At 67.5% G+C, this 23,859-nt stretch carries 26 protein-coding genes; 13 read left to right on the top strand and 13 right to left on the bottom strand.

Annotated features, from left to right (window positions below; genetic code table 11):
* Positions 1 to 224: 224 nt before the first annotated feature.
* The 9 genes from AC1DBN_RS14110 to AC1DBN_RS14070 form a co-directional block, all read right to left on the bottom strand.
* Positions 225 to 1,406 carry an ABC transporter substrate-binding protein gene (locus AC1DBN_RS14110; protein WP_477723485.1) on the bottom strand — a complete coding sequence of 394 codons (1,182 nt, stop codon included), beginning with the start codon at positions 1,404 to 1,406 and terminating at the stop codon, positions 225 to 227.
* A 179-nt stretch (positions 1,407 to 1,585) separates the two neighbouring features.
* On the bottom strand, positions 1,586 to 2,356 hold the full coding sequence (locus AC1DBN_RS14105) for an SDR family oxidoreductase (protein WP_477723484.1): 771 nt from the start codon (positions 2,354 to 2,356) through the stop codon (positions 1,586 to 1,588).
* Positions 2,353 to 3,267, bottom strand: coding sequence for an NAD(P)-dependent oxidoreductase (locus AC1DBN_RS14100; RefSeq protein WP_091717255.1), 915 nt, complete (start codon positions 3,265 to 3,267; stop codon positions 2,353 to 2,355). The genes AC1DBN_RS14105 and AC1DBN_RS14100 overlap by 4 nt, the downstream gene beginning before the upstream one ends.
* Positions 3,264 to 4,613: an MFS transporter gene (locus AC1DBN_RS14095; protein WP_056077150.1), complete on the bottom strand. Its 1,350-nt coding sequence runs from the start codon at positions 4,611 to 4,613 to the stop codon at positions 3,264 to 3,266. Before AC1DBN_RS14095 ends, AC1DBN_RS14100 begins: the two co-directional genes overlap by 4 nt.
* 171 nt (positions 4,614 to 4,784) lie before the next feature.
* Complete coding sequence (locus AC1DBN_RS14090) at positions 4,785 to 5,582, bottom strand: IclR family transcriptional regulator (RefSeq protein ID WP_056077148.1); 798 nt, start codon at positions 5,580 to 5,582, stop codon at positions 4,785 to 4,787.
* A 112-nt stretch (positions 5,583 to 5,694) separates the two neighbouring features.
* On the bottom strand, positions 5,695 to 6,432 hold the full coding sequence (locus AC1DBN_RS14085) for a fumarylacetoacetate hydrolase family protein (RefSeq protein ID WP_056077146.1): 738 nt from the start codon (positions 6,430 to 6,432) through the stop codon (positions 5,695 to 5,697).
* A 19-nt stretch (positions 6,433 to 6,451) separates the two neighbouring features.
* On the bottom strand, positions 6,452 to 7,504 hold the full coding sequence (locus AC1DBN_RS14080; protein ID WP_091717259.1) for a D-2-hydroxyacid dehydrogenase: 1,053 nt from the start codon (positions 7,502 to 7,504) through the stop codon (positions 6,452 to 6,454).
* A gap of 70 nt (positions 7,505 to 7,574) precedes the next feature.
* Entirely contained in the window at positions 7,575 to 8,855 is a 1,281-nt protein-coding gene (locus tag AC1DBN_RS14075; RefSeq protein ID WP_172829894.1) for a Y-family DNA polymerase, read from the bottom strand.
* A gap of 26 nt (positions 8,856 to 8,881) precedes the next feature.
* Positions 8,882 to 9,313, bottom strand: coding sequence for a LexA family protein (locus AC1DBN_RS14070; protein WP_056077140.1), 432 nt, complete (start codon positions 9,311 to 9,313; stop codon positions 8,882 to 8,884).
* 120 nt (positions 9,314 to 9,433) lie between these two features.
* On the opposite strand from AC1DBN_RS14070, the gene AC1DBN_RS14065 reads away from it, so the two are divergent.
* The 5 genes from AC1DBN_RS14065 to AC1DBN_RS14045 are packed head-to-tail and all read left to right on the top strand — an operon-like array spanning position 9,434 to position 12,889.
* Complete coding sequence (locus tag AC1DBN_RS14065; protein ID WP_056077138.1) at positions 9,434 to 9,784, top strand: ArsR/SmtB family transcription factor; 351 nt, start codon at positions 9,434 to 9,436, stop codon at positions 9,782 to 9,784.
* The gene (locus AC1DBN_RS14060) at positions 9,781 to 10,491 is read left to right on the top strand and encodes an aquaporin (protein WP_091717261.1); all 711 of its coding nucleotides are present in this window, start codon (positions 9,781 to 9,783) and stop codon (positions 10,489 to 10,491) included. Before AC1DBN_RS14065 ends, AC1DBN_RS14060 begins: the two co-directional genes overlap by 4 nt.
* Complete coding sequence (locus tag AC1DBN_RS14055; protein ID WP_056077134.1) at positions 10,488 to 10,898, top strand: arsenate reductase ArsC; 411 nt, start codon at positions 10,488 to 10,490, stop codon at positions 10,896 to 10,898. The genes AC1DBN_RS14060 and AC1DBN_RS14055 overlap by 4 nt, the downstream gene beginning before the upstream one ends.
* A 54-nt stretch (positions 10,899 to 10,952) precedes the next feature.
* Positions 10,953 to 12,317 carry an FAD-dependent oxidoreductase gene (locus AC1DBN_RS14050; protein ID WP_477723483.1) on the top strand — a complete coding sequence of 455 codons (1,365 nt, stop codon included), beginning with the start codon at positions 10,953 to 10,955 and terminating at the stop codon, positions 12,315 to 12,317.
* On the top strand, positions 12,314 to 12,889 hold the full coding sequence (locus AC1DBN_RS14045) for an N-acetyltransferase family protein (protein ID WP_477723482.1): 576 nt from the start codon (positions 12,314 to 12,316) through the stop codon (positions 12,887 to 12,889). The genes AC1DBN_RS14050 and AC1DBN_RS14045 overlap by 4 nt, the downstream gene beginning before the upstream one ends.
* Here the strand turns inward: AC1DBN_RS14045 and AC1DBN_RS14040 are convergent.
* Positions 12,861 to 13,394, bottom strand: a complete 534-nt coding sequence (locus AC1DBN_RS14040) for a hypothetical protein (RefSeq protein ID WP_477723481.1) — start codon at positions 13,392 to 13,394, stop codon at positions 12,861 to 12,863. The genes AC1DBN_RS14045 and AC1DBN_RS14040 overlap by 29 nt on opposite strands.
* A 276-nt stretch (positions 13,395 to 13,670) precedes the next feature.
* Between AC1DBN_RS14040 and AC1DBN_RS14035 the strand changes: the two genes are divergently transcribed.
* The 4 genes from AC1DBN_RS14035 to AC1DBN_RS14020 all read left to right on the top strand — a co-directional run bounded on the left by AC1DBN_RS14035 (position 13,671) and on the right by AC1DBN_RS14020 (position 16,111).
* Positions 13,671 to 14,489: an HAD family hydrolase gene (locus tag AC1DBN_RS14035; protein ID WP_091717268.1), complete on the top strand. Its 819-nt coding sequence runs from the start codon at positions 13,671 to 13,673 to the stop codon at positions 14,487 to 14,489.
* A gap of 125 nt (positions 14,490 to 14,614) precedes the next feature.
* Positions 14,615 to 14,863 carry a hypothetical protein gene (locus AC1DBN_RS14030; RefSeq protein WP_091717270.1) on the top strand — a complete coding sequence of 83 codons (249 nt, stop codon included), beginning with the start codon at positions 14,615 to 14,617 and terminating at the stop codon, positions 14,861 to 14,863.
* 45 nt (positions 14,864 to 14,908) lie between these two features.
* Entirely contained in the window at positions 14,909 to 15,739 is an 831-nt protein-coding gene (locus AC1DBN_RS14025; RefSeq protein ID WP_091717272.1) for a glycerophosphodiester phosphodiesterase family protein, read from the top strand.
* Positions 15,740 to 15,865: 126 nt separating this feature from the next.
* A complete protein-coding gene (locus AC1DBN_RS14020; RefSeq protein ID WP_091717274.1) occupies positions 15,866 to 16,111 on the top strand; it encodes a DUF6480 family protein in 246 nt (81 codons plus the stop codon).
* An 8-nt stretch (positions 16,112 to 16,119) separates the two neighbouring features.
* Here the strand turns inward: AC1DBN_RS14020 and AC1DBN_RS14015 are convergent, their stop codons facing one another.
* The 3 genes from AC1DBN_RS14015 to AC1DBN_RS14005 form a co-directional block, all read right to left on the bottom strand.
* A complete protein-coding gene (locus AC1DBN_RS14015; protein ID WP_231994421.1) occupies positions 16,120 to 17,178 on the bottom strand; it encodes an EAL domain-containing protein in 1,059 nt (352 codons plus the stop codon).
* A gap of 165 nt (positions 17,179 to 17,343) precedes the next feature.
* Complete coding sequence (locus tag AC1DBN_RS14010; RefSeq protein ID WP_091717276.1) at positions 17,344 to 18,885, bottom strand: putative bifunctional diguanylate cyclase/phosphodiesterase; 1,542 nt, start codon at positions 18,883 to 18,885, stop codon at positions 17,344 to 17,346.
* Between the two features lie 20 nt (positions 18,886 to 18,905).
* Positions 18,906 to 20,621 (bottom strand): ATP-binding protein, encoded by a 1,716-nt coding sequence (locus tag AC1DBN_RS14005; RefSeq protein WP_407681231.1) that lies wholly within the window; start codon positions 20,619 to 20,621, stop codon positions 18,906 to 18,908.
* Between the two features lie 51 nt (positions 20,622 to 20,672).
* Between AC1DBN_RS14005 and AC1DBN_RS14000 the strand changes: the two genes are divergently transcribed.
* From AC1DBN_RS14000 to AC1DBN_RS13985, 4 genes are all read left to right on the top strand, one after another.
* Positions 20,673 to 21,047: a DUF7793 family protein gene (locus AC1DBN_RS14000; RefSeq protein WP_091723763.1), complete on the top strand. Its 375-nt coding sequence runs from the start codon at positions 20,673 to 20,675 to the stop codon at positions 21,045 to 21,047.
* A gap of 147 nt (positions 21,048 to 21,194) precedes the next feature.
* Entirely contained in the window at positions 21,195 to 21,995 is an 801-nt protein-coding gene (locus tag AC1DBN_RS13995; protein WP_172830026.1) for a class I SAM-dependent methyltransferase, read from the top strand.
* Positions 21,996 to 22,494: 499 nt separating this feature from the next.
* Positions 22,495 to 22,947, top strand: a complete 453-nt coding sequence (locus AC1DBN_RS13990) for a hypothetical protein (RefSeq protein ID WP_477723480.1) — start codon at positions 22,495 to 22,497, stop codon at positions 22,945 to 22,947.
* A 64-nt stretch (positions 22,948 to 23,011) separates the two neighbouring features.
* Positions 23,012 to 23,821 carry an SDR family oxidoreductase gene (locus tag AC1DBN_RS13985; protein ID WP_477723479.1) on the top strand — a complete coding sequence of 270 codons (810 nt, stop codon included), beginning with the start codon at positions 23,012 to 23,014 and terminating at the stop codon, positions 23,819 to 23,821.
* Positions 23,822 to 23,859 lie beyond the last annotated feature (38 nt).

The raw sequence follows: 23,859 nt of genomic DNA, 5'->3' as shown, positions 1-23,859 counted from the left end.
CAACGGGCCGCCGTCGGGCGCTCCCGGCCATGTGCCATGATCCCTGCCTGAACCGCCCACCCAACATCCCCCGTGCCGCCTGCCGATGAATCCTCTTCAGCTTAGGGGCGGCGAGGCGCCTGTTTCCGGCGGCTAAGCGCAGGATTTCCACAAGTTAAAAGCGCCCGCCCGGCCGGAGCGCTGGTGCCGTTCCTGCCGGGCGGGCGCCCTGTGGTGGTTGGCGGCTATTCTTTGCCGAGGTTGGCGGCGGAGGTCTTCTCGCCGGTGACCTCGTTGAGGGCCCGCAGGTCGAAAATGCCGTTGATGTCGGCCTGCTTGGTGGTTCCGGCCGTGACGCCATCGGCCAGCAGCTTCTGGTACGTTCCGGCCAGCGGATCCACCGTGAACACGATGTTCTTGAGCGACCGGTCGATGACATCGGCCTTGAGCTCGGCGCCGGCCGCTTCCTTGAGTGCTGCGTTGATGACGGTGGCCTTCTCATCCGCGGCGGCACCGTTCAGCCACTCAACGGACTTGGCGTGGCCCTTCAGGAGCGCCTTGACGGTGTCCGGGTGGTCTGCGGCGAATTTCTGGTTGACGATCAGGATGGTGGTGGGGAATTCGCCGGGCTTGCCGGACAGCGAACCGTCCCACAGGTCCTTCTCGTCCACCAGCACCTTGGCACCGGCGGTCAGCACCAGGCGGGAGGCCCAGGGCTCGGGCAGCCACGCGCCGTCGAGCTTGCCGTCCTGGAACAGCTTCAGGGTCTGGGCGTTCTCGGTGGGGTTGATGGCCACGTCGCCGCTGCCGTCCACGTTTGTCTTGTAGCCCTGGGCGGTCAGCCAGGCGCGGAGGGCCACGTCCTGGGTGCCGCCGAGCTGCGGGGAAGCGAGGGTCTTGCCCTTGAGGTCCGAGGCGGAGTTGATCTCCGGCTTCACCACGAGCTGCGCTCCACCTGCGGCGGCGCCGGCAATGATGTTGATGGATTCGCCCTGGCTCTTCACGAACGAGTTGATGGCCGGGTTGGGGCCGATGTAGGTGGCGTCGATGGCTCCGGCGTTGAGCGCCTCAATGGCGGCGGGACCGGCGTTGAAGACCTGGGTGCTGAGCTTGGTATCGCCGAGCTCGTCCTTGATGAAGCCTTTGCTGACACCCACCAGGGCCGGGGCGTGGGTGACGTTGCCGAAGTAGCCGAGCTTCAGTTCCGCGGCCGGGTTCCCGGCGGGGGCGGCTTCGGCGGCGGGTGCCGTGGCGGTGTTGTTTGCGTTGACGGCGGAGGCGACGGCGGCGCCGCCGCCCACGAGGGCGAGGACGGCAGCGGCGATGCCGATTTTCAGGCCCAGGGGGCGCTTCGGAGCGGCCTGGCCGGCGACGATGCGGGTGGATTTTCCGGGGTTCTGCGGACTGGTGTCCTGGGGGTCTGCCATGGGGATTCCTTTGCTGGGGCGGGTGCTGAGACGAGATTACGGAGCGCCCAGCAGGGCCACAATGATTCCCGTAGCAGGCGTTAACGGGACGACGCGCAGCCGCAACGCGGCGTCGTGCAGCGTCACGGAAGGTCGCACGGCGTCTTCCCCGCGCCCGGAAATCCGGGTGCAGGCTCCCGTTAAACCACCACCGTCATGCCGCCATCGATGAAGATGGTTTGCCCGTTGACGAAGGCCGAACCGTCCGACGCCAGCCAGACGGCAGGGCCGGCCAGGTCGCTGGCGGTACCCCAGCGCCGGGCCGGTGTCCTGCCCAGGATCCATGAGTTGAACTGCTCGTCGTCCACCAGGTTCTGCGTCATCTCCGTGTGGATGTAGCCGGGAGCGATGGCGTTGATCTGCAGCCCTGATGACGCCCACTCCGCCGTCATGGCACGGGTCAGGTTCCGCAGCCCGCCCTTCGCGGCAACGTAGGGTGCGATGGTGGGCCGGGCCAGGTCCGTCTGGACGGAGCAGATGTTGATGATCTTGCCGCGGCCCCTGGGCACCATCACGCGGGCTGCGGCCCGGCCCACCAGGAAAGCGCTGGTCAGGTCGGTGCTGATGACCCGTTCCCAGTCCCTGACGTCGAGGTCCAGCATGGCCACGCGGTGCTGGATGCCGGCGTTGTTGACCAGGATTTCCAGGGGGCCAACGTTCTCCTCCACCCAGGCAACGCCATGGGCGGCGTCGCTGTCCCGGGTGACGTCGAACGCGCAGCTGCGGATCCGGCCCGGGGCGAAATCCGCTGCCATCGACGCCTCAGCCGCTGCGAGCCGCTCCGCATTGATCCCGTTCAGGACCACCGTGGCGCCGGCCTCCGCCAGTGCCCGGGCGAGTGCGTTGCCGATGCCGCGGCTGGAACCCGTGACCAGGGCGGTGCGTCCGGTCAGGTCAAACAACTGGCTCATCGCCGGGCCTCTCCGGCGCCGGCGGCGCTGGGGTTTGCGACGGCCTGCCGCACCACCGCAAGGTCCTGGTCTCCCAGGCCCTGCGCCACCAGCTCGGTGTACAGCTCGATTCCGGCGGACGCCATGGGTGTGGCGGTACCCGCGCTGCGTGCACTGTCCAGTACGAAGGACAGGTCCTTGCGCATGAACTTGGCCGGCCCTGTGGGTGTGTAATCCTTGGCCGCCAGCCGGGGTCCCACCTGGTCCAGCACGCGGCTGCCCGCCAAGCCCCCGGCGAGCACCTCGAAGAGGGCGTGGACGTCCAGGCCCGAGCGTTCGGCCAGCTCCGCGGCTTCGGCGAGTGCCGCCGTCGTGGTTCCCACCACCAGCTGGTTGCATGCCTTGGCGAGGGAGCCGGCGCCCAGCCCGCCCAGCCGCCGGACCGCCGCGCCCATGGCCTCCAGGACCGGCAGCGCACGTGCGAAGTCCGCCTCGGAGCCGCCGGCCATGATGGCCAGGGTTCCCCGGCGCGCGCCGTCCGTGCCGCCGCTGACCGGTGCATCGAGCACGGAGGCGTTCCCGGCGCTCGCCTCAGCCACCGCAAGGCCGAACGCCTGCACCCCCACCGGTGACACGCTGCTCATGACCACCACCAGCGTCCCCGGCGCGGGTGGCTCCGTCCGCCATGCCGCCAGGAGGCCGGCGGCGGACTCTTCGATGAAGGGGAGGTCGGGGAGCATGAAGATGATGACGGGCTCGCCGCGCAGGTCGGCGACGGTGTCGACGCCGGACCCGCCCCGGAGTTCAAGGTCCCGGACGGCTGCGGGGGAGCGGTTCCAACCCCTGACCTGCCACCCGGCGCCGAGCAGGTTGGCGGCCATCGGGGCGCCCATGAGGCCGAGCCCCACGAAGCCGACGGAGCCGTGCGTCACTTGGCGTCCTCCACGACCAGCAGGTCGCGGCCGTTCGTTTCGGGGGTGAAGAAGGTGGTGGCGAAAGAGATTGACGCCAGCACCAGGGAGTAGATCGCGGGAACCAGCCAGGAGTGGCCGGTAGCTGCGAGCAGTGCCACACCGATCATCGGTGCAAAGCCGCCGGCGAGCACTGCGGAGATTTCGCGGCTGAGGGCGACGCCGGTGAAGCGGTGCTGGGAGCCGAAGAGTTCCGGCAGCAGGGCGCACTGCGGGCCGAGCATGGACTGGACGCCCAGGGCGATGCCAACCACCATGACCACCCAGACCAGGGTGACGTTGCCCAGTGTGACCAGGTAGAAGGCCGGGAGGGCGATGACGGCCTGGAACAGGGCGCCGTAGCGGTAGACGGGTACCCGGCCGAAGCGGTCGGACAGCGCACCGAAGGTGACCACCAGGACCGCCGCGAATCCGGCGGCGATCAGCAGGCCGGTGGGGCCGATGAACTTGTCGCCGGCGAAGACGCCGGCCGGCATGCTGATGAAGGACACCAGCAGCGCCGAGTAGATCGATGAGTTTCCGTTCTCACCCATCCGCAGGCCGATGCCCACCAGCACGTTCTTCTTGGAGTGCTTCCAGATCTGGCCCACCGGGTTCTTGACCACGGCCTTGTGTTTTTCGAGCTCCTGGAAGACCGGGGTCTCCTTGAGCTTGAGCCGGATGAAGACGGCGATGATGATCAGGATGACGCTGGCCAGGAAAGGTACGCGCCAGAGCCAGCCCTGCAGGACTTCCTTGTCCGCCAGGGCCATCAGGGCGAAGGTGCCGGCGCCCAGGAGCGTGCCCAGCTGGATGCCCACGAAGGGCAGTGAGGCGAAGAAACCGCGACGGCGGCGCGGGGCCACCTCGGAGATCAGCGTTGTGGCGCCTGCCTGCTCGGCTCCGGCGCCCAGGCCCTGGAGGATGCGCAGGGCAACCAGCAGCACCGCCCCGAGCATCCCCGCCTGCTCAAAGGTGGGGAGGAGCCCGATGGCGAAGCTGGCCATGCCCATCAGGCCGATGGTCAGGATCAGCACCATTTTGCGGCCAAACCGGTCCCCGATGTACCCGAAGACCACGCCGCCGAACGGCCGGGCCGCGAAGCCGACGCCGTAGGTGGCGAAGGAGGCGATGACGGCGCCGCTCTCGCCCAGCGGGGCGAAGAACAGCGGGCCGAAGATCAGGGCCGATGCGAGGCCGTAAATGTAGAAGTCGTAGTACTCCAGGGCCGAACCCACGGAGCTGGCAAGAGTTGCCCTTCGCAGCTGCTCCGGATCGACGACGGCGCCGTCCGCATCGGTCTGCGGTGATTTAGTACGAGTTGTCACGAGAACTCCCTCTAATGCACTCCAGGCCCCCGTTGGCCTGGTGGGATAGCGACAACACCTGTTGTGTCGATCACTATGCTGAACACAATACAGCAAGCTGAACAACTGGCAACAGTTTTTTGTTTTGTTGAGAAGCGGCGTTCCTCTGCGGCTTGGAGTCCGCGGCCGCGCTTAGCCCATAGGGTTGCCCAGCGAGTGCGCCAGCTCCTTGAGCTCCTTGACCATCTGCGAGCCCTGTTCCGGAGTGTAGGTGGCCTTCAGCGCGGTGACGGACAGGCCCAGGCTGGGACCGTGGGCGCCGCGCGTGGGAACAGACACGGCCAGGCACACCACGCCGGTGGTGCTTTCCTCGTCCTCGAAGGCGTAGCCCTGCTCGCGGATTTCGCGCAGCTGCGACTTCAGTTCCGCCCCGGTGCGCAGCGACTTGGGCGTGAGGACCGGCAGTTCGGCGTCGTCAGGGAACATCCCTTCGATGTCGTGCACGTTGAGCCGGGCGATCAGCGCCTTGCCTACGGCGCAGAGGGATACCGGCATCTTGTCGCCGATATTGGAGGTCAGGCGGACTGCGGGGTGGCCCTCGTAGCGGGCGAGGTAGATAACGTTGGTTCCGTCCAGCATGGCGATCCGGACGGTCTCCCCGGAGAGGACGGAGGCCTGTTCGCAGTAGCGGTAGAACTCCTGGACCTCGTCCATCCGGCCCAAGTAGGCAGCGCCGAGTTCCACCAGCTTGCGGCCCAGGGTGAATTCCGCTCCCTGCCGGGTGATCAGCCGGGCTTCTTCGAGCGCCAGCAGGAGATTGGAGGTGGAAGACTTGGGAATCCCCACTTCGCGCGAAAGGTCGCTGAGGGTCAGCCGCCCCGTTGCAGAAGCCGCCAGCGCATCCAGGACGGCGGCCGCACGCGTGACTGCCGGCGCCGGCGAGGCGGCTCCCGACTTGTCCGGTGAAGCGGGGGTGCGGGAATCGGCCATGATTCTCCTTAGGTTGCCGGGACTGACTGCAGTGTCCGTTCAGTCAACTGAACGCTATCCATCATAAGTGCCCCGGCGAATGTGCGGTCCCGAAGAATACGGGAGCGGCCCGTCAACCCACCGCGCTGGTCAGGGTTCCGACGCCCTCCACCACGATGTCCACGCGGTCGCCCGGCTCCACCGGCACCGCGGTGCCGGGCGCGCCAGTCATGACGACATCCCCGGGCTCAAGGGTCAGCCAGGAGGTGACGTAGACAAGGCAGTCCACCACAGAGGAGGGCAGGTTGAACGTCCCGGAGTTGGCCTTGGGCACTCCGTTGACGAAGACGCCGATGCCAGCCCGCTCGGGATCCGGAAGGGCGGTTTCTATCCACGGTCCGAGTGGCGTGTAGTTGACGCCGGCCTTGCCCTGGAAGTTCCGCTCGTCCACCGCGTTCTGATCCACGTTGGTGACGTCGTTGACGCAGGTGTAGCCGAGGACGTGGTCCAGGGCGTTCTCTGCGGTCAGGTCAGCTGCCTGCTTGCCGATCACCACGGCGAGTTCACCTTCTACGTTCACTGTGCCGCGGCCGCGTGCGGCGACGATCCGGTCGCCAGGTCCGGCCACTGTGTGGACGGACTTATGCCATGCCTGGATGGGCAGTGGGTGGTCGTTGAGGGTCAGGTTGTGGCCGATGCCTACCACTACCGCCGGGGCCACGGGAGCGAGGAGCTCCGCCTCACCTGCGGGGGTGGTGCCGCCCGTGAAGCGGAGCGGTGCCTCGAACGGGTCGACGATGTGGTGCCATGATCCGGCCCGTTCAACCGCGTGCCGGGTCCCGGACGCTGTGTTGATTCTGGCGATGCGCATTGGTTCTCCCGGTACTGGCTTAGTAGAAGTGGACGGTGTCCACGAGGTGGGGAAGCTCGCCGCCGTCGAGGAAGGTGCGGAGGTTGCTGCAGAACCGCTCGGTGATCAGCCGGTTTTCGGCGGCGCTGAGGGCTGACGTGTGGGGCGAGACCATAACCCTGGGGTGGCTCCACAGGGGGCTGTCCCGGGGCAGCGGCTCCACGGCGAAGACGTCCAGGCAGGCGTAGCCCACCTGGCCGTTCTCCAGCGCCTCCAGCAGCGCATCCTCATCCACCACGGTGCCTCGGCCAACATTGACGAAGGTGGTGCCGGGTTTCATGGCCGCGAACAGTTCCCGGTTGAAGAGTTTCTCTGTGTATTCGGTTCCGGGCAGGGTGTTGACAACGGCGTCTGCCGTGGCGAGGAGTCCGGGCAGGCCCGCGTTGTCCACCACTTGGTGGATGCCCTCGATGGGCTCAACGGTCCGCTTGGTGCCGCTGACGTTCATGCCGAGCGCCCTGGCGATCCGGGCCGTTTCCAGCCCGATTTCGCCCAGGCCGCTGATCACCAGGTTCGAGCCGTTGACCAGGCGGGTGGGTACCCGCAGGTCGGGCCAGGCCTTGGCGGCCTGGTCCTGGGCCAGCTCGGCGCTCCGTTTGAAGCCGTTCAGGATTCCCATCGCCGCAAATTCGGCGAGGGGAAGCGCGTGTACTCCGGCGGAGGTGGTGATCCGGAATTTCTGCAGGACGTCCTGGCCGAGCCCGGATGCCTTGACCGCTCCGCCTGCCCCCGCCGCCATGGCATGGATCCATTCGAGTGCGGGGTTATCCCGGGCGATGCGGGCCAGGCCCGCAGGGCTCTCATTGGGGAAGCCGTAGAGCACTTCGGCCCTGCCGAGCATGGCCCAGTAGCGTTCCTCCTGCCCGGGCGTGCGCTCGAAAGCGGGATCGCCGGCGTGGTCTGCGGGAAAGCGCTCCGGCGGGAGGAGGCCGGGCTCGTACAGGACGGTGATGGACGGATCGACGGCACGGATCTGGTCCACGAGCTCTGCTTCGAGCGGGACGGCGATGGCCACAGTCTTGGGAGAAGTCATCTGTTCACTATACTGTCTGCTGGCTAGCATGCTGAACAGTTTGGACTATGTTTCTGTCACTGCAGCCGGGTCATGCGGCTTTGACCACCGGAAGTTCGTCCCAATGGGTGGTGTACCGGGGCGAGCGCATGTCACGCTTCATGGTCCAGTCGAGGCCGGACTTGATGCCGGCATGTCCCAGCCCGATGGCCCCGCGCCCGAAGCGCCGGCTCACATCGTCAAGCAGCGGGCCGATGCCGCGTTCCTCATGCCGGTTCTCGAACAGTTCGAGCGGCGACTGGTTGCCGCTGGGCCGCAGGTCGGTCAGCATGATCCCCGCCTTGGCATATTTGAGGCCGTCCCGGATGTGGGGGAGCAGGGCATGTGCCGCCCTGGTCAGCAGCAGCGGGTCCGCCGTCGGCATCGGCAGCGAAACGCATACGGACGGGTACGCCTGCTCCTGTTGGCGGAAGGGTGACGTGGCGGCAAATGCCGTGAGCACTTTCGCCTGCAGGCCGTGCTTGGACAGCCTGGCGCTCGCCTGCTGCCCGTAAATGCTCAGCACCTGCCGCAGGCCGTCCGCACTGGCGACCGGCGTGGCGAACGATCGCGAGAAGATCAGCTGGTCCCGGCCGATTCGCTCCTCCTCCATGGGAATGCAGGGGGTGCCCCGCAACTCGAGGACGGTGCGCATCAGCACCACCGAAAACCTGTCCCGGATCATCACCGCATCGGCGCGGACCAGGTCCTGGACCGTGAAGATCCCCAGGACGTTGAGCCGCTTGGTCAGCCTTCCGGCGATGCCCCAGATCTCGTCCACGGGCAGCCGGGCCAGCAGGCTGTCCCGGACATCGTGGGGGACCGCCTCCCATAAACAGACCCCGTCAAAGGCCGGGTTGTTCTTGGCCCACTTGTTGCAGAGCTTGGCGAGCGTCTTGGTGGGTGCGATGCCCACGCATACGGGAACGCCCACATGCCTGCGGACGGCGTCCTTGATGGTGCGTCCGAGGGGTAGCAAGGTGCCGGCGTCCCCCTTGACCCCCAGGAACGCCTCGTCGATGCTGTAGACCTCCAACCAGGCCGAGTACCTGCCGAGCAGCTCCATGACCCGCGCGCTGATGTCGCCGTAGAGTTCGTAGTTGCTGGATTTCGCCACGAGGCCCCACTCCTTTGCCCGCGGCGCGAGCTTGAACCAGGGTTCACCGGTGGTGATGCCGAGTGCCTTCGCCTCGGGGGAACGGGTAACGGCGCAGCCGTCGTTATTGGACAGGACCACCAGTGGGCGGCCCTCCAGCGAGGGGTCGAAGGCCCGTTCCGCGGACGCGTAGAAACAGTTGACGTCTACGTGGGCGATCTGCGGCATGTGGCGCATGAGGGCAGGTTTAGCCACGGCGGGCCTCAGACATGGTGCAGGCACCTTGTGGCGACTCCCCAGATGGTCAGTTCGGAAAGCGCCGATACCTTGATGTCCTGGTACCGGGGATTTTCCGCCTGCAGGACGATTCCGGTGGCCGTGATGCGCAGCCTCTTAACGGTGAGTTCACCGTCCAGCACGGCAATCACGACGGACCCGTCCTTGGGTTCCAGCGCGCGGTTGACGATCAGCTCGTCCCCGTCGCTGATGCCGGCACCCTCCATGGAGTTTCCGGTGACCCTGACAACAAAGGTGCTGGTGATGTCCTTGATCAGGTGTGCGTTCAGGTCGATCCGCCCGTCGAAGTAGTCCTGTGCCGGCGATGGAAAGCCGGCCGCGACTGCCACGGGAGAGATCAATACCGAGAACAGCGACGCGCCTGCATCTATCACGCGAGGCCCGACAATAACGCCCACAACACACCCTTATTCGAATATTTGTTCGATAAGTTCAGTGTAGCGCCGGACGCCGACAATGAGCCCGGCGTTGGGTCATTGCGCTATGACATAGATGAATGTAAATATATACGTGTGTCTATGTCTTTGGAATTGACCGCGGTCCAAACGGTTGCTTGCTGCTCCCCGCTGGCGCGGGAGCCCTTGTCCCTGCCCGAGGCTGAGGGAATCGCGCCACTGTTGAAGGCCCTGGCGGATCCGGTCCGGTTGCGGCTGATGTCCCTGGTCGCCTCGCATGAGGGCGGTGAGGCGTGTGTCTGCGACCTGAACGACGCCTTCGAGCTGTCCCAGCCGACGATCAGCCACCACCTGAAAATCCTGCACGGGGCCGGTCTGCTGGACCGGGAGAAGCGTGGCGTCTGGGTTTACTACCGGGCCCGCACCGAGGCCCTTCAGAACCTCGCCACACTGATCGGGGGACAGGCGACGTGAGCGTCCTGGCGCGCAGAGCCGGTGCCGAGCTCGTCGGTACGGCATTCCTCGTGATAGCCATCGTGGGCTCCGGGATCATGGCGTCACGGTTGTCCCCGGACGACGTCGGGCTGCAGCTTCTGCAGAACAGCGTGGCCACAGGCGCCGCCCTGGTCGCGCTCATTGTCGCCCTGCAGCCGGTCTCCGCCTCGTTCAACCCCGTCGTCACCCTGGTCGAACGCGCCTTGGGCATGATTGACACCAGAACATCGGCGGCTCTGATCGGCGCCCAGTTCCTGGGCGGCCTGGTGGGCGCCCTTGCCGCGAACCTGATGTTCGGCCTGGACGCCGTCACGTTCTCCACGCGTGAAAGAGCCGGGGCCGGCCTCTGGCTCGGCGAGGTCATCGCCACCATCGGGCTGCTGCTGGTCATCTTCGGCACGGTCCGTTCCGGGAGGACCGACCGGGTCGCGTTCGCCGTCGGCGGCTACATCACGGCAGCGTACTGGTTCACGTCCTCCACCAGCTTCGCCAACCCCGCCGTCACGATCGCCCGGACCATCACGGACACCTTCGCCGGGATCTCCCCGTCGTCCGCTCCCGCTTTCATCCTCGCCCAGCTGGCCGGCGGGGCAGCCGGCTACGCCCTGGTCCGATTCCTTTACCCCGCCCTTGCTGCTTCCACCGCTGCCGCGGCGGTCGCGGCTGATCGAAAGGTGCTCTCGTGAGCCACAAGCCCTCCGTCCTGTTCGTCTGCGTCCACAACGCCGGCCGTTCCCAGATGGCCGCCGCGTTCCTCGCCACCCTGGGCAAGGGTGAGATTGAGGTCCGCTCCGCCGGGTCCCAGCCCGTGGACAAGGTCAATCCCGCCGCGGTCGAGGCGATGGCCGAGGTCGGTATCGACATGTCCGCCGAGATCCCTAAGATCCTCACCACCGAGGCCGTGAAAGGTTCCGACGTCGTCATCACCATGGGCTGCGGTGACGAGTGCCCCTACTTCCCGGGGAAGCGCTACGAAGACTGGGTCCTGGAAGACCCCGCCGGCAAGGGCGTCGACTCCGTCCGGCCCATCCGCGACGAGATCAAGACCCGGGTCGAGGCGCTGATCGCCTCCCTGACCCCGGCTACCGCATAACCCGTCACCCGAACGGCACCGTAAGTGCGCGCCGACGATTGAAATGAGGACAGCATGACAGCACAGGACTCCCTGCCGGTCGCCGTGATCGGTGCCGGACCCGTCGGCCTGGCAGCGGCCGCGCACCTGCTCGAACGCGGCCTTGAACCGCTCGTCCTCGAAGCCGGCCCCACCGTCGGAGCCGCAGTGCGCGCGTGGGGCCACGTCCGGGTGTTCTCCACCTGGCAGTACAACCTCGACGCCGCCGCCGTCCGGCTGCTCGAGGCCACTGGTTGGGAAGCGCCCCGTCCAACCGCACTGCCCTACGGACACCAGATCGTCACCGGCTACCTCGAGCCCCTGGCCGCCACCACTGCACTCAAACACCGGATCCGGACCGGAGCCAGAGTCGTTGCCGTCACGCGGCAGGGCATGGACAAAGGACGTAGCGCCGGCCGCGACCAGGCTCCGTTCCTCCTGCGCATCCGGCACACCAGCGGCGACACCACAGAGATCCTGGCCCGCGCCGTCATCGACGCTTCCGGAACCTGGACCACCCCTGCGCCCCTTGGATCAGGGGGGCTGCCCGCGCCCGGTGAGGCCGAAGCCCGGGCCGCCGGGCTGATCACCGGGCCGCTGCCTGACGTCTCCGGTGACGGGTTCGCGGGACGCCGCACCCTGGTCATCGGCTCCGGACACTCGGCCGCGAACATGGTCCTGGACCTCGCCCGAACCGCCCGGACCAATCCCGGAACCGAAGTCCTCTGGGCCATCCGCGCCAACACCCCTGCCCGCGCCTACGGCGGCGGAGACGCTGACCAGCTTCCCGCCCGCGGCCAGCTCGGCACGCGGCTGCGCACCGCCGTCGACACCCGGGCCGTCCAACTCCTCACAGGCTTCCACACCAACGGCATTGACATGAACGGTGGCACGGTCACGGTCATCGCTGCTGACGGCCGCCGTGTCGAGGCCGACCTGGTGATCCCGGCGACCGGGTTCCGCCCCGATCTGTCCATTCTCACCGAGCTGCGCCTCGACCTCGACCCCGCCGTCGACGCACCCAAAGCCTTAGGCCCGCTGATCGACCCGGACTTTCACAGCTGCGGCACCGTCCCGGCCCACGGTGCCAGGATCCTTACCCACCCGGAGAAGGACTTCTACCTGGCCGGCATGAAGTCCTATGGCCGCGCCCCGACCTTCCTGATGGCCACCGGCTACGAACAGGTCCGCTCAATCGCCGCCGCCCTCGCCGGAAACAGCATGGCCGCGGACACGGTCGAACTCGAACTCCCCGAAACCGGCGTCTGCTCCACCAGCATCCCCGACAACGACGCGGTAATGGCGGACTCCTGCTGCGCAACCCCGGAGCCTGTCATTGTGTCGGTTGGATTTTCCACTGGCCTGCAGCACGGCCGCACCAACCAAGCAGCACCCCTGTGACCCCAGGCGCCGGGTTGAGGATCCGTGAACTGACCAGGAACGACTGGACCGTCGTCAAGGACATCTGGGCAGAGGGCATCGCCACCGGAAACGCGACCTTCGAGCAGGCCCCGCCGTCCTGGGAAGACTTCGACGCGGGGCGCCGGCCGGACCTGCGCCTCGTCGCCGAAGACCACGGAACCGTCATCGGGTGGGCAGCCGGATCGCCCGTGTCCTCCCGACCCGTTTACTCCGGCGTCATCGACCACTCGATCTACATCAGCCCGGCCGTTAACGGTCACGGACACGGCTCCCGGCTCCTTGCCGCCTTCATCCGTCACTGCCACGCCGCAGGGGTCTGGACCATCCAGTCCAACGTCTTCCCCGAAAATACTGCCTCTCTCGCACTGCACCAGCGCCACGGATTCACCATCGTCGGCACCCGCCGACGCATCGGACTCATGGTCTACGGGCCCCACGCCGGCATCTGGCGTGACACCGTCCTGATCGAGCACCGCAGCCCGGACAGCCCGGCGGGTGCCGCCGGCAGTCCTTCTCAGCCCGTTACTTCGGGCAGCTCAGGTCAGGGTTGAATGCCGCAAACATGCCGTCCGGGTTGTCCCGCCAGACCCACGCATGGAGTGCGAAGGAACCTGGGAACGGGCCGTCGTCGAACTTCAGCCCGGCAATCGAGGGCCGGTTCTTCGCGGTCGAAATGAACTCGGCAGCCACAAGCCGGTACCGCCCGTTCCGGTCCGGCATGTAGACGAGGACCTCGGGTTTACGGGCCTGGGTCTTGTCATCGATCAGCTCCTGCTTGGCGTAGTGGAATCCCATAGCCCCCACGCCCTTCATGTCGATGCACTCGGTGATCTTCTTGTAACCGTCGGCTTCGGCGTTCTCCAGCCAGCGGTAGTCGTCCGTGACGTGGCGCAGTACCCTGACCAGCCGGCGCTGGTCGTCGTTGTTCCGCCAGTCGTCACCCTTGTCGGAGCCCTCGTGCCCGGACCCGCCGTGTGCCACGGCAGCCCCCGGTGCGAGCCCCAGCGCAAGTGCCGCTGCGGCTATGGACAGTACCCCATTTTTGGTGCGGTTCATCGTTGATCTTCTGCCCCTCCGAGACCTGTGTCTTCCTCAGGGATGCGCAGCGCGGGAACGGGATGTCCCGCCTTCGCCAGATGCCGGCAGATTTCCCGGGAGTGCCGGTGACAGTGCCGCCCGCAAGGCCGAGCGTCCTCTCATTGGGCGGCGTTTCCAGTATGCTCCTGCCCCGGAACGCCGCGCTACGCTACGGGCCGGTAGTAGGGGAACCACGGGACTCCCGGCCAAACCCCCAGCGCAGGCGCCTCCCCGCAATCCACGTAGACTGGCAGCATGCGGTTGGTGGCAAGCGATATTGACGGAACGATCCTCGGGCACGACGGGAAAATCAGCCCCCGCACCATCCGCGCCTTCCATGCCTGCCGCACCGCCGGTGTGGAGCTCGTTTTCGTGACCGGCCGGCCGCCCCGCTGGCTGCACCCGCTCGAGGAACAACTGGGCCACACCGGCCGCGTGATCTGCTCCAACGGCGCGGTGGTCTGGGACCTGGAAGCCGACCGCCTGGTGTCCGCCCGCACCCTGGCCATCGGTGCGGTCCTGGAAATCCGCCGCATCATCAAGGACCTCCGCCCCGCCGCGCTGTTCGCCGCCGAAACCCTCAGCGGATTCCACCTTGAGCCCGGCTTCATCGAGAACGAATCGAGCGAACTGCTCACCCAGTTCACCCCGGCGCCGCTGCGCGAGACGCTCACGGCGGATGACGCCGTCGTCAAGTTCCTTGCCATCGTCCGCGACGGCACCCCCGACGACTTCCTCGCCGAGGTGGCCCCCGCCGTCGAGCACCTTGCCGCAGCAACGCACTCCTCGCCCGGCGTCGCCATGCTGGAACTGTCCCTCCCCGGCGTCAACAAGGCCGTCACCCTCGCCGAGTACGCGGCCGCGCTGGGAATCGGCGCCGCAGACGTCGTGGCGTTCGGCGACATGCCCAATGACATCGAGATGCTCCGCTGGGCCGGGCACGGCTACGCCATGGCCAGCGGCCACCCCGAGGCCATCCGTGCTGCGGGGCAGCAGGCACCGCATTTTGACGACGACGGCGTCGCCCAGGTCCTGGAGGAACGCCTCGCTTCCCTTGGGGTGCAGCACTCCTGACGCCGGCCTTCCCGTGTGGTGCACCTGCCGCCATTTTCACAGGTTGCGCTCACTTGCCGTTCACCTTCGTTCCGTAGCGTGAAGCGCGGAGGGCAGGCACCTCTCCGGCCGGCAAAGGGGACAACATGGCACGAAGCGCAAAACACCAGACCGCTGAAGCACCGCTGCGCAGGGCAACGCCCGCGCCGCACTGGAAGAAGCTCCGGCAGGGGGACCGCGTCCGCGTCCAGCTCGCGCCCGGATTCGATGCCGCGGGCGTGGTGGATGCCATCACGGCTGACCATTCGGCCGTGTGGGTCCACCTCGATGGTGGCCGCGGCCGGACGCTGCTGCACTGCAGCGACGGCGTGGAAATCCTTCCGTACGGGGACTGACGCCACCGCCATGGGCGGGTGGGCCGGCTCCGGTACGCTCACTCTGTGAGCCTGCCGTTCTTCGACCACGCCGGCGCCGATGGCGCCCCGCTTCCCATCGCCATGGCCCACCGCGGCTTTTCCGTGGACGGACTCGAGAACTCGATGGCGGCGTTCCGCGCCGCCGCTGAGCTGGGCTGCCGCTACCTCGAAACGGACGTCCACACCACGTCCGACGGCGTGCTCCTCCTCTTCCACGACGGGACCCTGGACCGCGTGACGGACGGCAGCGGACGCGTAGCCGACCTTCCCGCCCAGGATGTTGCCGGTGCCCGGATCGGCGGGCGCGAACCTATTCCCACCTTCGAAGAACTCATCACGGCCCTGCCGGACGCGCGGCTGAACCTGGACGTCAAGGACTGGGGCTCGGTCCGCAGCACCGTCGAGGCCATCGAACGCCACGCTGTCCACGACCGGGTACTGATCGCCAGCTTTTCGGACCGGCGGCGGCGGGCCGTGCTGAAGCAGCTCAGCCGCCCGGTTGCCTCGTCCGCTGGCGTCGTATCCAACGCCCTGTTCGCGCTGCTGGGCCCCGTGCTGCCCGGTCCGGCGTTCCGCTGGCTGATGCGGAGGGTCCTGCGGGACGTGCACGCGCTGCAGGTGCCCGTGCGCTACGGCGCGGTGCCGGTGGTTACGCCCGGTTTCCTGCGCCGCGCGGAGTCCCTGGGACTGGTGGTCCACGTCTGGACCATCAACGACCCCGCCGAGATGCGCCGGCTCCTGGAGCTCGGCGTGGCAGGCATCGTCACCGACCGGGCGGACCTGCTGCGCCAGGTGCTCATGGAGCGCGGCGAATGGCCCGGCCCGGGCGCTGCCGAAGAGGGCCGGAATCGCTAGTACCGTCTCCGTCCGTTCGCAGGGCCTTCGCCGGGCCCGGCCTTACCCGGCGGGATCATCAGCATGCTTACAATTAGTCCAGAGCTGGGGCGTTGGACCGCAGCCCGAACGGAAGGACGAAGGACCGTGAGCACCTACCATCCGGAGAACGACCCCGCCAACCCGGACAAGCCGGGCAAAGACAGTGCCGACAACGTCGGCGCGGCCCAGGACGACCTCGCGAAACAGCGCAGCACTGAAGCGGGGGACTCGCCCAACCCGGATCCGGCCGAAGGCAACATCACCGGGCTGGAGCCCGGCGGTGGAGTGCCGCCGGGAGAGACCCCGCCGGCTGAAGGCCAGATGAGCCGGGACCAGGGCCACTCCGAGTAGGCAGTGGCTTAGGCGGACTCGTTCTCCTGCGGACTGCGCCCGGCGGGCTCGGCCAGCTGGCGGTTGAGGCCATCAGCGTCCTGCCGGGTGTTCCAGGACGCCCAGTCCTGCGGGCGGACGGAGGGACGGCCCAGCAGGTACCCCTGCCCGGCGTCGATGCCCAGTTCCGTCAGGACCTTCAGCTCGCCCACGGTCTCGATGCCCTCCGCCACCAGGGTGGTGCCGATCTGGTCCGTGAAGTCCACCAGGCAGGTGGTCAGTGCCCGCTGGAGGCCGTCGTTGTCCACGTTGCCGAAGACGTCCCGGCCAACCTTGAGGAAGTCCGGCCGCAGGTGCACCATGCGGCTCAGTGCCCCGGCGCCGGAGTGCGTGTCGTCAATGGCGATCCGCAGGCCCTTGTCCCGGAGCGGGTTAATGGCGGCGATGAACTGCGCATACTCCTCATCCGGGATGGTTTCGGTCAGTTCGAGGACTACCCGGTCGATGGGAAGGTCGATGTGCGCGAACAGTTCCGGCAGCCGCGGGTCCAGGCAGGACGTAGGCGAAATGTTGAGGGAGACGTACAGGTCCGCCGGCAGGTCCCTGGCCGCGGCGGCAGCCGAACCCAGTGCCGAGAACTCAAGGTTTGCGCCGAGGCCTACGGCGGCTGCCTCTGCGAACCAGAGTTCGGCGGCGGCGCCGTCATCGCTGACGAACCGGGAGAGCGCCTCCACTCCCACCACGCTCTTGTCCGCCAGCCCGTAAATGGGCTGGAACGCCGTCATCAGCATCTGGTTTTCCAGGAGCGCACTGATGCGGGACACGCTGCGGATGGCATCCAACTGCTCCGCAAACTTCGGCGGCATGGAGTTCGGCGCCAAGCGCATCTGCCGCGCGCTCTCGAGCGTCTCTTCGGTGTTGGCGTCGCTGCGCCGGGTCTCGAGCAGGTACTCCAGCAGCGCCCGCTCGGGCACGCCGGGATTCTCGTCGAGGCTGTTGCTGAGGCGCTGGCGGACAGCGGCTCCGGACGGATCAGTGTCCGCCAGGACCGCGGCGATGATTCCCCATGCCTGTACACGAACCGACATTAGCTACGCCCCCAGTTGACGAAGTAATGACCCATTGGCCCATTAATGTTCAATTTCTAAAACGCCTTTAACGTTTGGTGCTGACAACGGCGGTTTTCCGCGGTGCCGGAAAACCGTCCCCCGCACGATGATCGTATATCGGGTGAGGTGAAAAAGGCAGTACTTTTACGGCTGCCGGTGAGCGCTTTCCTGCTGGTCAGCGAGCAATGCGGGGATGTCGTCCGCCGGAACGGGCCTGCTGAAGTAATAGCCCTGCGCGCTCTGGCAGCCAAGTTCCCGCAGGATGTCCGCCTGCTCCGCCGTTTCAACGCCTTCCCACACGGCTTCCAGGCCGCAGGCGCGGACCAGCTGGAGTACGGCTGCCACCAGTGCCGGCTGGCTGGGGTCTGTCCCCAAACCGGAGATCAGCGACCGGTCCACCTTGACCCGGTCCACCGGCAGGCGCCGGAGGTAGCTGATGGACGAGTAGCCCGTGCCGAAATCGTCAATCTCGATTCCCACGCCAAGCCCGCGGAGCCCGGCCAGGGAGTAGCGGTCCAGCTCGTTGCCCTTCACGATGGCCACTTCAGTCAGTTCGAGGACCACCTGTTCAGGCTTGACGCCCGTTTCCCGGAGGACGTTCCTGACGTCCTCGATGAACTGCAGGCTTTGCAGGTCCGTGGCGGAAATGTTGATCCGGACCGAGAAGTCGCCGTCCACGAGTGAATCGTCGATCCAGGCGCGCAGCTGCTGCACGGCGGTGCGGAGGACCCAGTTGCCCAGCTCCGAAATCAGGCCGGCCTCTTCGGCCAGCGGAATGAACTCGTCGGGCATGATGAACCCCCGGGTGGGGTGGCTCCAGCGGACCAGGGCTTCCACGCCCTCCAGCCGGCGGGACACCAGGTCCACCACCGGCTGGTAGTACAGCATCAGGCCATCGTTCCTGATGGCCGCCCGCAGGTCTTCCACCAGCTGGCTCCGGAGCCTGCGGACCAGCAGCAGCCCGGGTTCGAACCGGTGCAGCCGGTTTTGCCCTTCGGCTTTCGAGGCGTACATGGCCACGTCGGCTTCCATCAGCATCTCTTCCGGGGTCTGGCCCGGCGAGCCGACGCTCAACCCGATGCTGGCCCCGCAGCGCACGCTCTTGCCCGGCAGTTCGATGGGCTCGCTCAGCGCCGCCAGGATCCGGTGCGCCACAATGGCCGCCTGGTCAGGGGCGACGGCGGGCATGACGATGGCGAACTCATCCCCGCCCAGCCGCGCCACCACGTCCGTGGCCCGCACAGCGTTCCGCACCCGCTGGCCCACCGTGATGAGCACCTGGTCCCCGGCAGTGTGCCCCATGGAGTCGTTGATGGACTTGAAGGCGTCCAGGTCCATCAGGAGGATCACCGGCCCTTCCCCTGATGCCGTGTCCGCATCCAGGGCGGCCCTGAGCGCATCGATCAGCGCGGACCGGTTGGCAAGCCCGGTCAGCGGATCCTGCATGGCCATCTTCTGCATCTTGAGGTGTGCCTCGTGCAGCATCTGGGTGCGGACCTGCACGCGCTGTTCCAGTTCCTCGTAGATGATCTGGAGGTCTTCGGCCAGCAGGTTGGTGCCCATGATGATCGCATCCAGCTCATCGCGGGCAGGGGAAACCTCAACCCGTGAGCCCAGGTCACCCGATGCGATCCGGACTATGTGGTCCAGCAGTTGGGTGAGCCGGGGATCGTCATCCGCGAACATCGGATTCTTCCTTCCCCCGCTCAGTTGGACTGGGTGCGGTCTGCATCGAGGGGGAGGCTGACCGTGACAGTGGTCCCCGCGCCCAGGGTGGAGGCCACATCAATCGTCCCACCATGGCGGGCCACGATGTCCTTGGTGATGGCCAGGCCCAGTCCCGTTCCCGGGATAGCACCGGACATGGCGTTGGACGCCCGGTAGAACCGGGTGAACACATGGTCGATCTCGTCACTGGAGATGCCGATGCCGTTATCGGCAACCCGGACGGTGGCCCAGCGGCTGCCGTCCGCAGCTGCGTGGGATTCACTGCCCACCTCGATGCGTCCGCCGCTGGGGGTGAACTTGATGGCGTTGGAGACCAGGTTGGTGAAGACCTGCTGCAGCTGGATTTCGTCGGCCAGGATCTCCGGGTCTTCCGGAACCGGATCCAGCGCGATGGTCACGTTCTGCAGTTTGGCCAGCGGCCGCAGCGCGGAGGCCACCAGGTCCAGGGTCTGGCCGAGGCGGACCGGGGTGAGGTGCATCAGGGTGTCGTCGAGGCCGTTGCGGGAGACGCTGAGCATGTCCTCGATGAGGGTGCGCAGCCGCTCGGTATTGCGGACCACGATGTCCAGCATCTGGTGGATCTCGGCCGAGCCGGGCTGTTCGGTGCTCTCCTGGATCATGTCCAGGTAGGCCATGATTGACGTCAGCGGCGTCCGGAGCTCGTGGTTCACGGTGGCCAGGAAGTCCGTCTTCGCCTTGTCCAGCTGCTGCAGCTGCTTCACCACCTGCTGCTGGCTGCTGATCAGGTGGCTCTGGATCAGGCCGTGGGCCGCGTTGCCCGCCACGTGCTGGATCAGCCCGAGTTCTGCGCGCGACCATTTCCGTGGTTTGTCCAGGGACGCGATCCAGATGATGCCCAGCGAGGAGCTTCCCTCGCCCATGGGCACCGCCAGCGTTGATGCCGCGTTGGAGATGCCCGACGCCGGAACCTCGCCGTCCGCCGCCTGCCCGCCATCGGCGCGTGCCCGGGCGGGCTCGGCGTCGTCCGCGTCCCCGGCATCCGTGGACAGGGTCTCGGCGCCGGCCCACAGCAGGTCCGCGGTCCGCCGCGCGGAATCCTCGTCCGGCAGGTCGTCGTCGGACAATGGTTCCAGCCCTTCGCTGTCCCACGCGGCGGTGATGCGCGGAACGCGGCTGTCCTCAAAGGTTTCCAGCAGGACGTGGTCCGCCTTGAAGGTCCGGCCAAACCCTTCGACCACGCAGCGCGCAATTTCCTGGGGATCGTTGGTGGCGCGTACGGCGGCCGAAACCAGCCGGAGCTGCTCGCGGAGGGCCTCGGCGTCCTGCCGCGACGCCCTGCGGCGTGCCACCTGGTCGATCAGGGCCGTGGTGCGGTGCACCAGCTCCCGCGGCGAGGTTGGCTTGGTGATGCAGTCGTGGATACCCGGCGGGCGCACGGATGTTTGCCGGGGATCGTCCAGGTCGACCATGACCAGCAGGGGCGCCTCGGTCTCCAGGCCGGGCAGCAGGGTGGCGTCCGTGATGATGGCTGCCGGTTCGCCTTCCGCCAGCAGTCCGGCCAGGCTGGCAGCATCGCCCGCGGCGTGCGCTACGTAGCCGGCACCGCGGAGGGCCGAAGTGTTCTGAGCCAGCCTCCCGGCGTCGGGATCCGCTACGACGACGGTGCGGGGCGCGCTCGAAACCTCGGGCGTGTCAGACGCCACAACCACCCCTTCCCTCCCAGTTGAGTACATTGTAGGGGGACGAGGGGCGTGGGGCTCCAGAAAGATCGCGGGGAGGACAAAGTGACGCACCAGCCAGCCGAGCACGTCAAAGGGGATCTCAGCATCGATGAGGGCGGGATCCTGCAGCTCCGGTGGCCGCGCGGCGCATCGATCAGCGAGACCGATGCGCAGAGCGCCATGGATCGGGTCAACGAGATGTGCGGGTCCACCCGGCGTCCCATGCTGGTGGATATGGCCACTACCGAGAAGGTCAGCCGCGGCGCCCGGGCCGTGTTCGGCCGGCCGTGCCAGGCTTCCAGGATTGCCCTCCTGGGCTCGTCGCCCGTGGACAAGGTCATGGCCAACTTCGCCTTGGGCGTCAGCAGGCTGCCGTGCCCCACGCGGTTCTTCACGTCCCGGACCGATGCGATGGCCTGGCTGGCGCGCGACACCTGACCCATACCGCGTCCCCATGCGGCATCCGCCCCCGTACGCGGCCGCGCCGACACTGCACGTCCCGGCGGCTGTAGTTGCTTCAGGACATATATTTGGGGCGTGCCTACCCCCGCAAAACCCGTGAAGACCGGCTGGCGGAAGTACCTGATGCTTCCCCGGCTCATCCGGCTGTCCCGTTCCGCACCCAAGGACAGGCCGCTCGCCTGGGACCGTTACTGGGCGGGGATCACAGCAACCGGGCCGGGCGGCGAAGTGCTCTGGGACGCCGGAAGCGACCATGAATTCCTTGGCTACCGGGACCTCATCCTCCGCCACCTTGACCCGGGGTTGCCGGTGGTGGATGTGGGGTGCGGCCACGGCAGCTTCACCCGTGCCCTCGCTGCACATTTTCCCCAGGCCATCGGCGTGGACATCTCGGCACATGCCGCCGCCCGCGCCGCAGCGGAGCCGGGCAACCCGGGCAACGTCCGCTTCGAGGTCCGTGACATGACGGCGCCCGGCGCCGGTGCCGGCCTGGTGGACGGGCCGGCCAACGTTTTTGTCCGCGGCGTGCTGCACGTCCTGGCGCCGGCAGACCAGGCGGCCCTGGCCGACAACCTGCGGGTCCTGGCAGGGGGCCGGGGGACGGTGTTCCTGGCGGAAACCAATTTCCAGGGGAACCCCGTGGAGTACGTGACCCATCTGGGCGCCACGCAGCGCAGCATCCCGGCTCCGCTGGAGCGTGCCATCCGCGGCCTGCCGATGCCCGGCCACTTCGGCCCGAAGGAGCGCTCGCGGGCCCTGCCGCCTGCGTCCTGGGAGCTGCTGGAGGAGGGCTCCGCCGCCATCGAAACCAACCCCGTTACCGGGGTCGAGGGCCAGAGCCGGGTGCCCGGCTATGTGGCCGCCCTGCGCCCGCGGCGCCTGTCCGGAGCGGCCCCGCAGCACCCCGGGGAAACGCGCCACTGACACATCCCTCATGCTTCCCGGCGCGCGCCTGCCCGTGCCGTGCGTGCTGCGGGAGCTGTGGGTTCCCGCCGAAACCCCGCCATCCCCTTGACAGCGGCCTGCCATCGGAGGCTTGCTGGTAAGTAGACTTATTACTCAGCTGGGGCTGTTGAGGCCCATGGAAAGGGCGGCCAACGTATGGCAGGGGGAACGCGATGCGCAACAGGTGGCGGAGATGCCGGACAGTACGCCGCGGCGGCTGCCGGGAGCACTCCGCATTGATTTCAGCAGCGGAATCGCGAGGTTCCGCCATCCCTGCCTAACGGGGCTTTCCAGTCCACCGAAACGGCAGGCCACCCTCCATCAACCAGGAACCGCGCAGCGAAAGGCAGCCACTCCCCGGCCGGAAAAACCGGCCCGGGAAGTGCCCAAGCCGCACCCGCATCCCTGCACAGGCAGCACCGGGATACCATTCCGGGCCGGTCCGGCGGCAGTGGACGCAAGACCCACAGGAAAAACAATGCGAGAAATAATTCCCTCCGGCACCCTTCGCGGGATGCTCCTGCCGCCCACGTACGGCCGGCACATCACCGACGCCACGGCGTTCACCGTCCTCTCCGTCGAGATCTGGGCCACCGGCCTGGTGGTCACCATCCAGATGGCTGCCGACGGCGGCCCGCAGCCCCGCATCATCCTCCAGGACCACTTCGGAACCGAGTACACGCTCCGCGACTCCGCCACGCTGGGGTCACGGAACCTCCAGGTCTTCACACCCTCCGTGCCGCCCGGCACCAGGAGCCTGACCATCCGCTCCGCTGACGACGCCGGAGCGCGCCCCGTGGTCACCTTTGCCGTTCCCCTGATGGCCGTTCCGGACACCCGGGACGATGCCGACACAGCGGACGCCTCCGACGCCGCGGGCGGCAGCTCCGACGAAGGTTACACACCGCAGGAACTGCGGCGGCCCGCCTGACAGCCCGCCCCCTGACAGCCCGCCGCCGGGCAGGACCGCCAAACCCCCAACGAAAGGCCGCCGAATGCAGGACGCCAGCCCGTTCGCACCCGCCACCGCAATCGTCACCGGATCAGATTCCGGAATAGGCAAGGCCACTGCGGTGGCCTTGGCCCGGGCAGGGCTGGACGTCGGGGTCACCTGGCACTCGGACAAAGCCGGTGCCGAGGGCACGGCCGACGAGGTCCGTGCCCTGGGCCGGAAGGCAATGGTCCGGCAGCTCGACACCACGGACTTCCAGGGCGCCGCGGCGGCCATCAATGAGCTGGCTGACGGACTTGGCGGCGTGGACGTCTTTGTGAACAACGCCGGTGCCGGTGACGGCACCAGGTTCCTTGACCTGGACGTTGACACCTGGATGCGGACGCTGGACACCAACCTCAACGGCGCATTCGTGTGCTTGCAAGCGGCCGCCCGGCGCATGGTCCGCGCCGGGAGGGGTGGCCGCCTCATCGCCGTCACCAGCGTGCACGAATTCCAGCCGCGCGTCGGCGCCTCCGCGTACGACGCCTCCAAGCACGGGCTGGGTGGCCTGATGAAGACCCTGGCGCTCGAGCTCGCCGAGCACGGCATCACCGCCAATTCCGTAGCGCCCGGCGAGATTGCCACCCCCATGACAGGCCAGGACAACGAGGATCCGGCCTTGAAGGACCGCCCGGGCGTTCCCTTGGGCCGGCCCGGAGATGCCCGCGAGGTTGCCGCGGTCATCGCATTCCTCGCCTCTCCTGCTGCCAGCTACGTCAACGGCGCCTCCTGGGCAGTGGACGGCGGCATGCTGCAAATGGGGCCGCAGGCGGGTTCGCATCTGACCGGCCACGACTGGCGCCAAGCCTAAGCGTTCCTGCAGTGGCGGTGCAGGCGCTGTCCGCATGA

This window comes from Pseudarthrobacter sp. 10T415, from assembly GCF_056394175.1.
The sequence above is the reverse complement of the archived record's forward strand: the minus strand, read 5'-3'. Positions and strand labels throughout refer to the sequence as shown.

Coding starts and splice junctions, on each gene's coding strand:
- AC1DBN_RS14110 (WP_477723485.1), bottom strand. CDS start 1,406: ATGGCAGACCCCCAGGACACCAGTCCGCAGAACCCCGGAAAATCCACC.
- AC1DBN_RS14105 (WP_477723484.1), bottom strand. CDS start 2,356: ATGAGCCAGTTGTTTGACCTGACCGGACGCACCGCCCTGGTCACGGGT.
- AC1DBN_RS14090 (WP_056077148.1), bottom strand. CDS start 5,582: ATGGCCGATTCCCGCACCCCCGCTTCACCGGACAAGTCGGGAGCCGCC.
- AC1DBN_RS14085 (WP_056077146.1), bottom strand. CDS start 6,432: ATGCGCATCGCCAGAATCAACACAGCGTCCGGGACCCGGCACGCGGTT.
- AC1DBN_RS14080 (WP_091717259.1), bottom strand. CDS start 7,504: ATGACTTCTCCCAAGACTGTGGCCATCGCCGTCCCGCTCGAAGCAGAG.
- AC1DBN_RS14075 (WP_172829894.1), bottom strand. CDS start 8,855: ATGCGCCACATGCCGCAGATCGCCCACGTAGACGTCAACTGTTTCTAC.
- AC1DBN_RS14065 (WP_056077138.1), top strand. CDS start 9,434: ATGTCTTTGGAATTGACCGCGGTCCAAACGGTTGCTTGCTGCTCCCCG.
- AC1DBN_RS14050 (WP_477723483.1), top strand. CDS start 10,953: ATGACAGCACAGGACTCCCTGCCGGTCGCCGTGATCGGTGCCGGACCC.
- AC1DBN_RS14040 (WP_477723481.1), bottom strand. CDS start 13,394: ATGAACCGCACCAAAAATGGGGTACTGTCCATAGCCGCAGCGGCACTT.
- AC1DBN_RS14035 (WP_091717268.1), top strand. CDS start 13,671: ATGCGGTTGGTGGCAAGCGATATTGACGGAACGATCCTCGGGCACGAC.
- AC1DBN_RS14030 (WP_091717270.1), top strand. CDS start 14,615: ATGGCACGAAGCGCAAAACACCAGACCGCTGAAGCACCGCTGCGCAGG.
- AC1DBN_RS14015 (WP_231994421.1), bottom strand. CDS start 17,178: ATGTCGGTTCGTGTACAGGCATGGGGAATCATCGCCGCGGTCCTGGCG.
- AC1DBN_RS14010 (WP_091717276.1), bottom strand. CDS start 18,885: ATGTTCGCGGATGACGATCCCCGGCTCACCCAACTGCTGGACCACATA.
- AC1DBN_RS14005 (WP_407681231.1), bottom strand. CDS start 20,621: ATGTACTCAACTGGGAGGGAAGGGGTGGTTGTGGCGTCTGACACGCCC.
- AC1DBN_RS13995 (WP_172830026.1), top strand. CDS start 21,195: ATGCTTCCCCGGCTCATCCGGCTGTCCCGTTCCGCACCCAAGGACAGG.
- AC1DBN_RS13990 (WP_477723480.1), top strand. CDS start 22,495: ATGCGAGAAATAATTCCCTCCGGCACCCTTCGCGGGATGCTCCTGCCG.
- AC1DBN_RS13985 (WP_477723479.1), top strand. CDS start 23,012: ATGCAGGACGCCAGCCCGTTCGCACCCGCCACCGCAATCGTCACCGGA.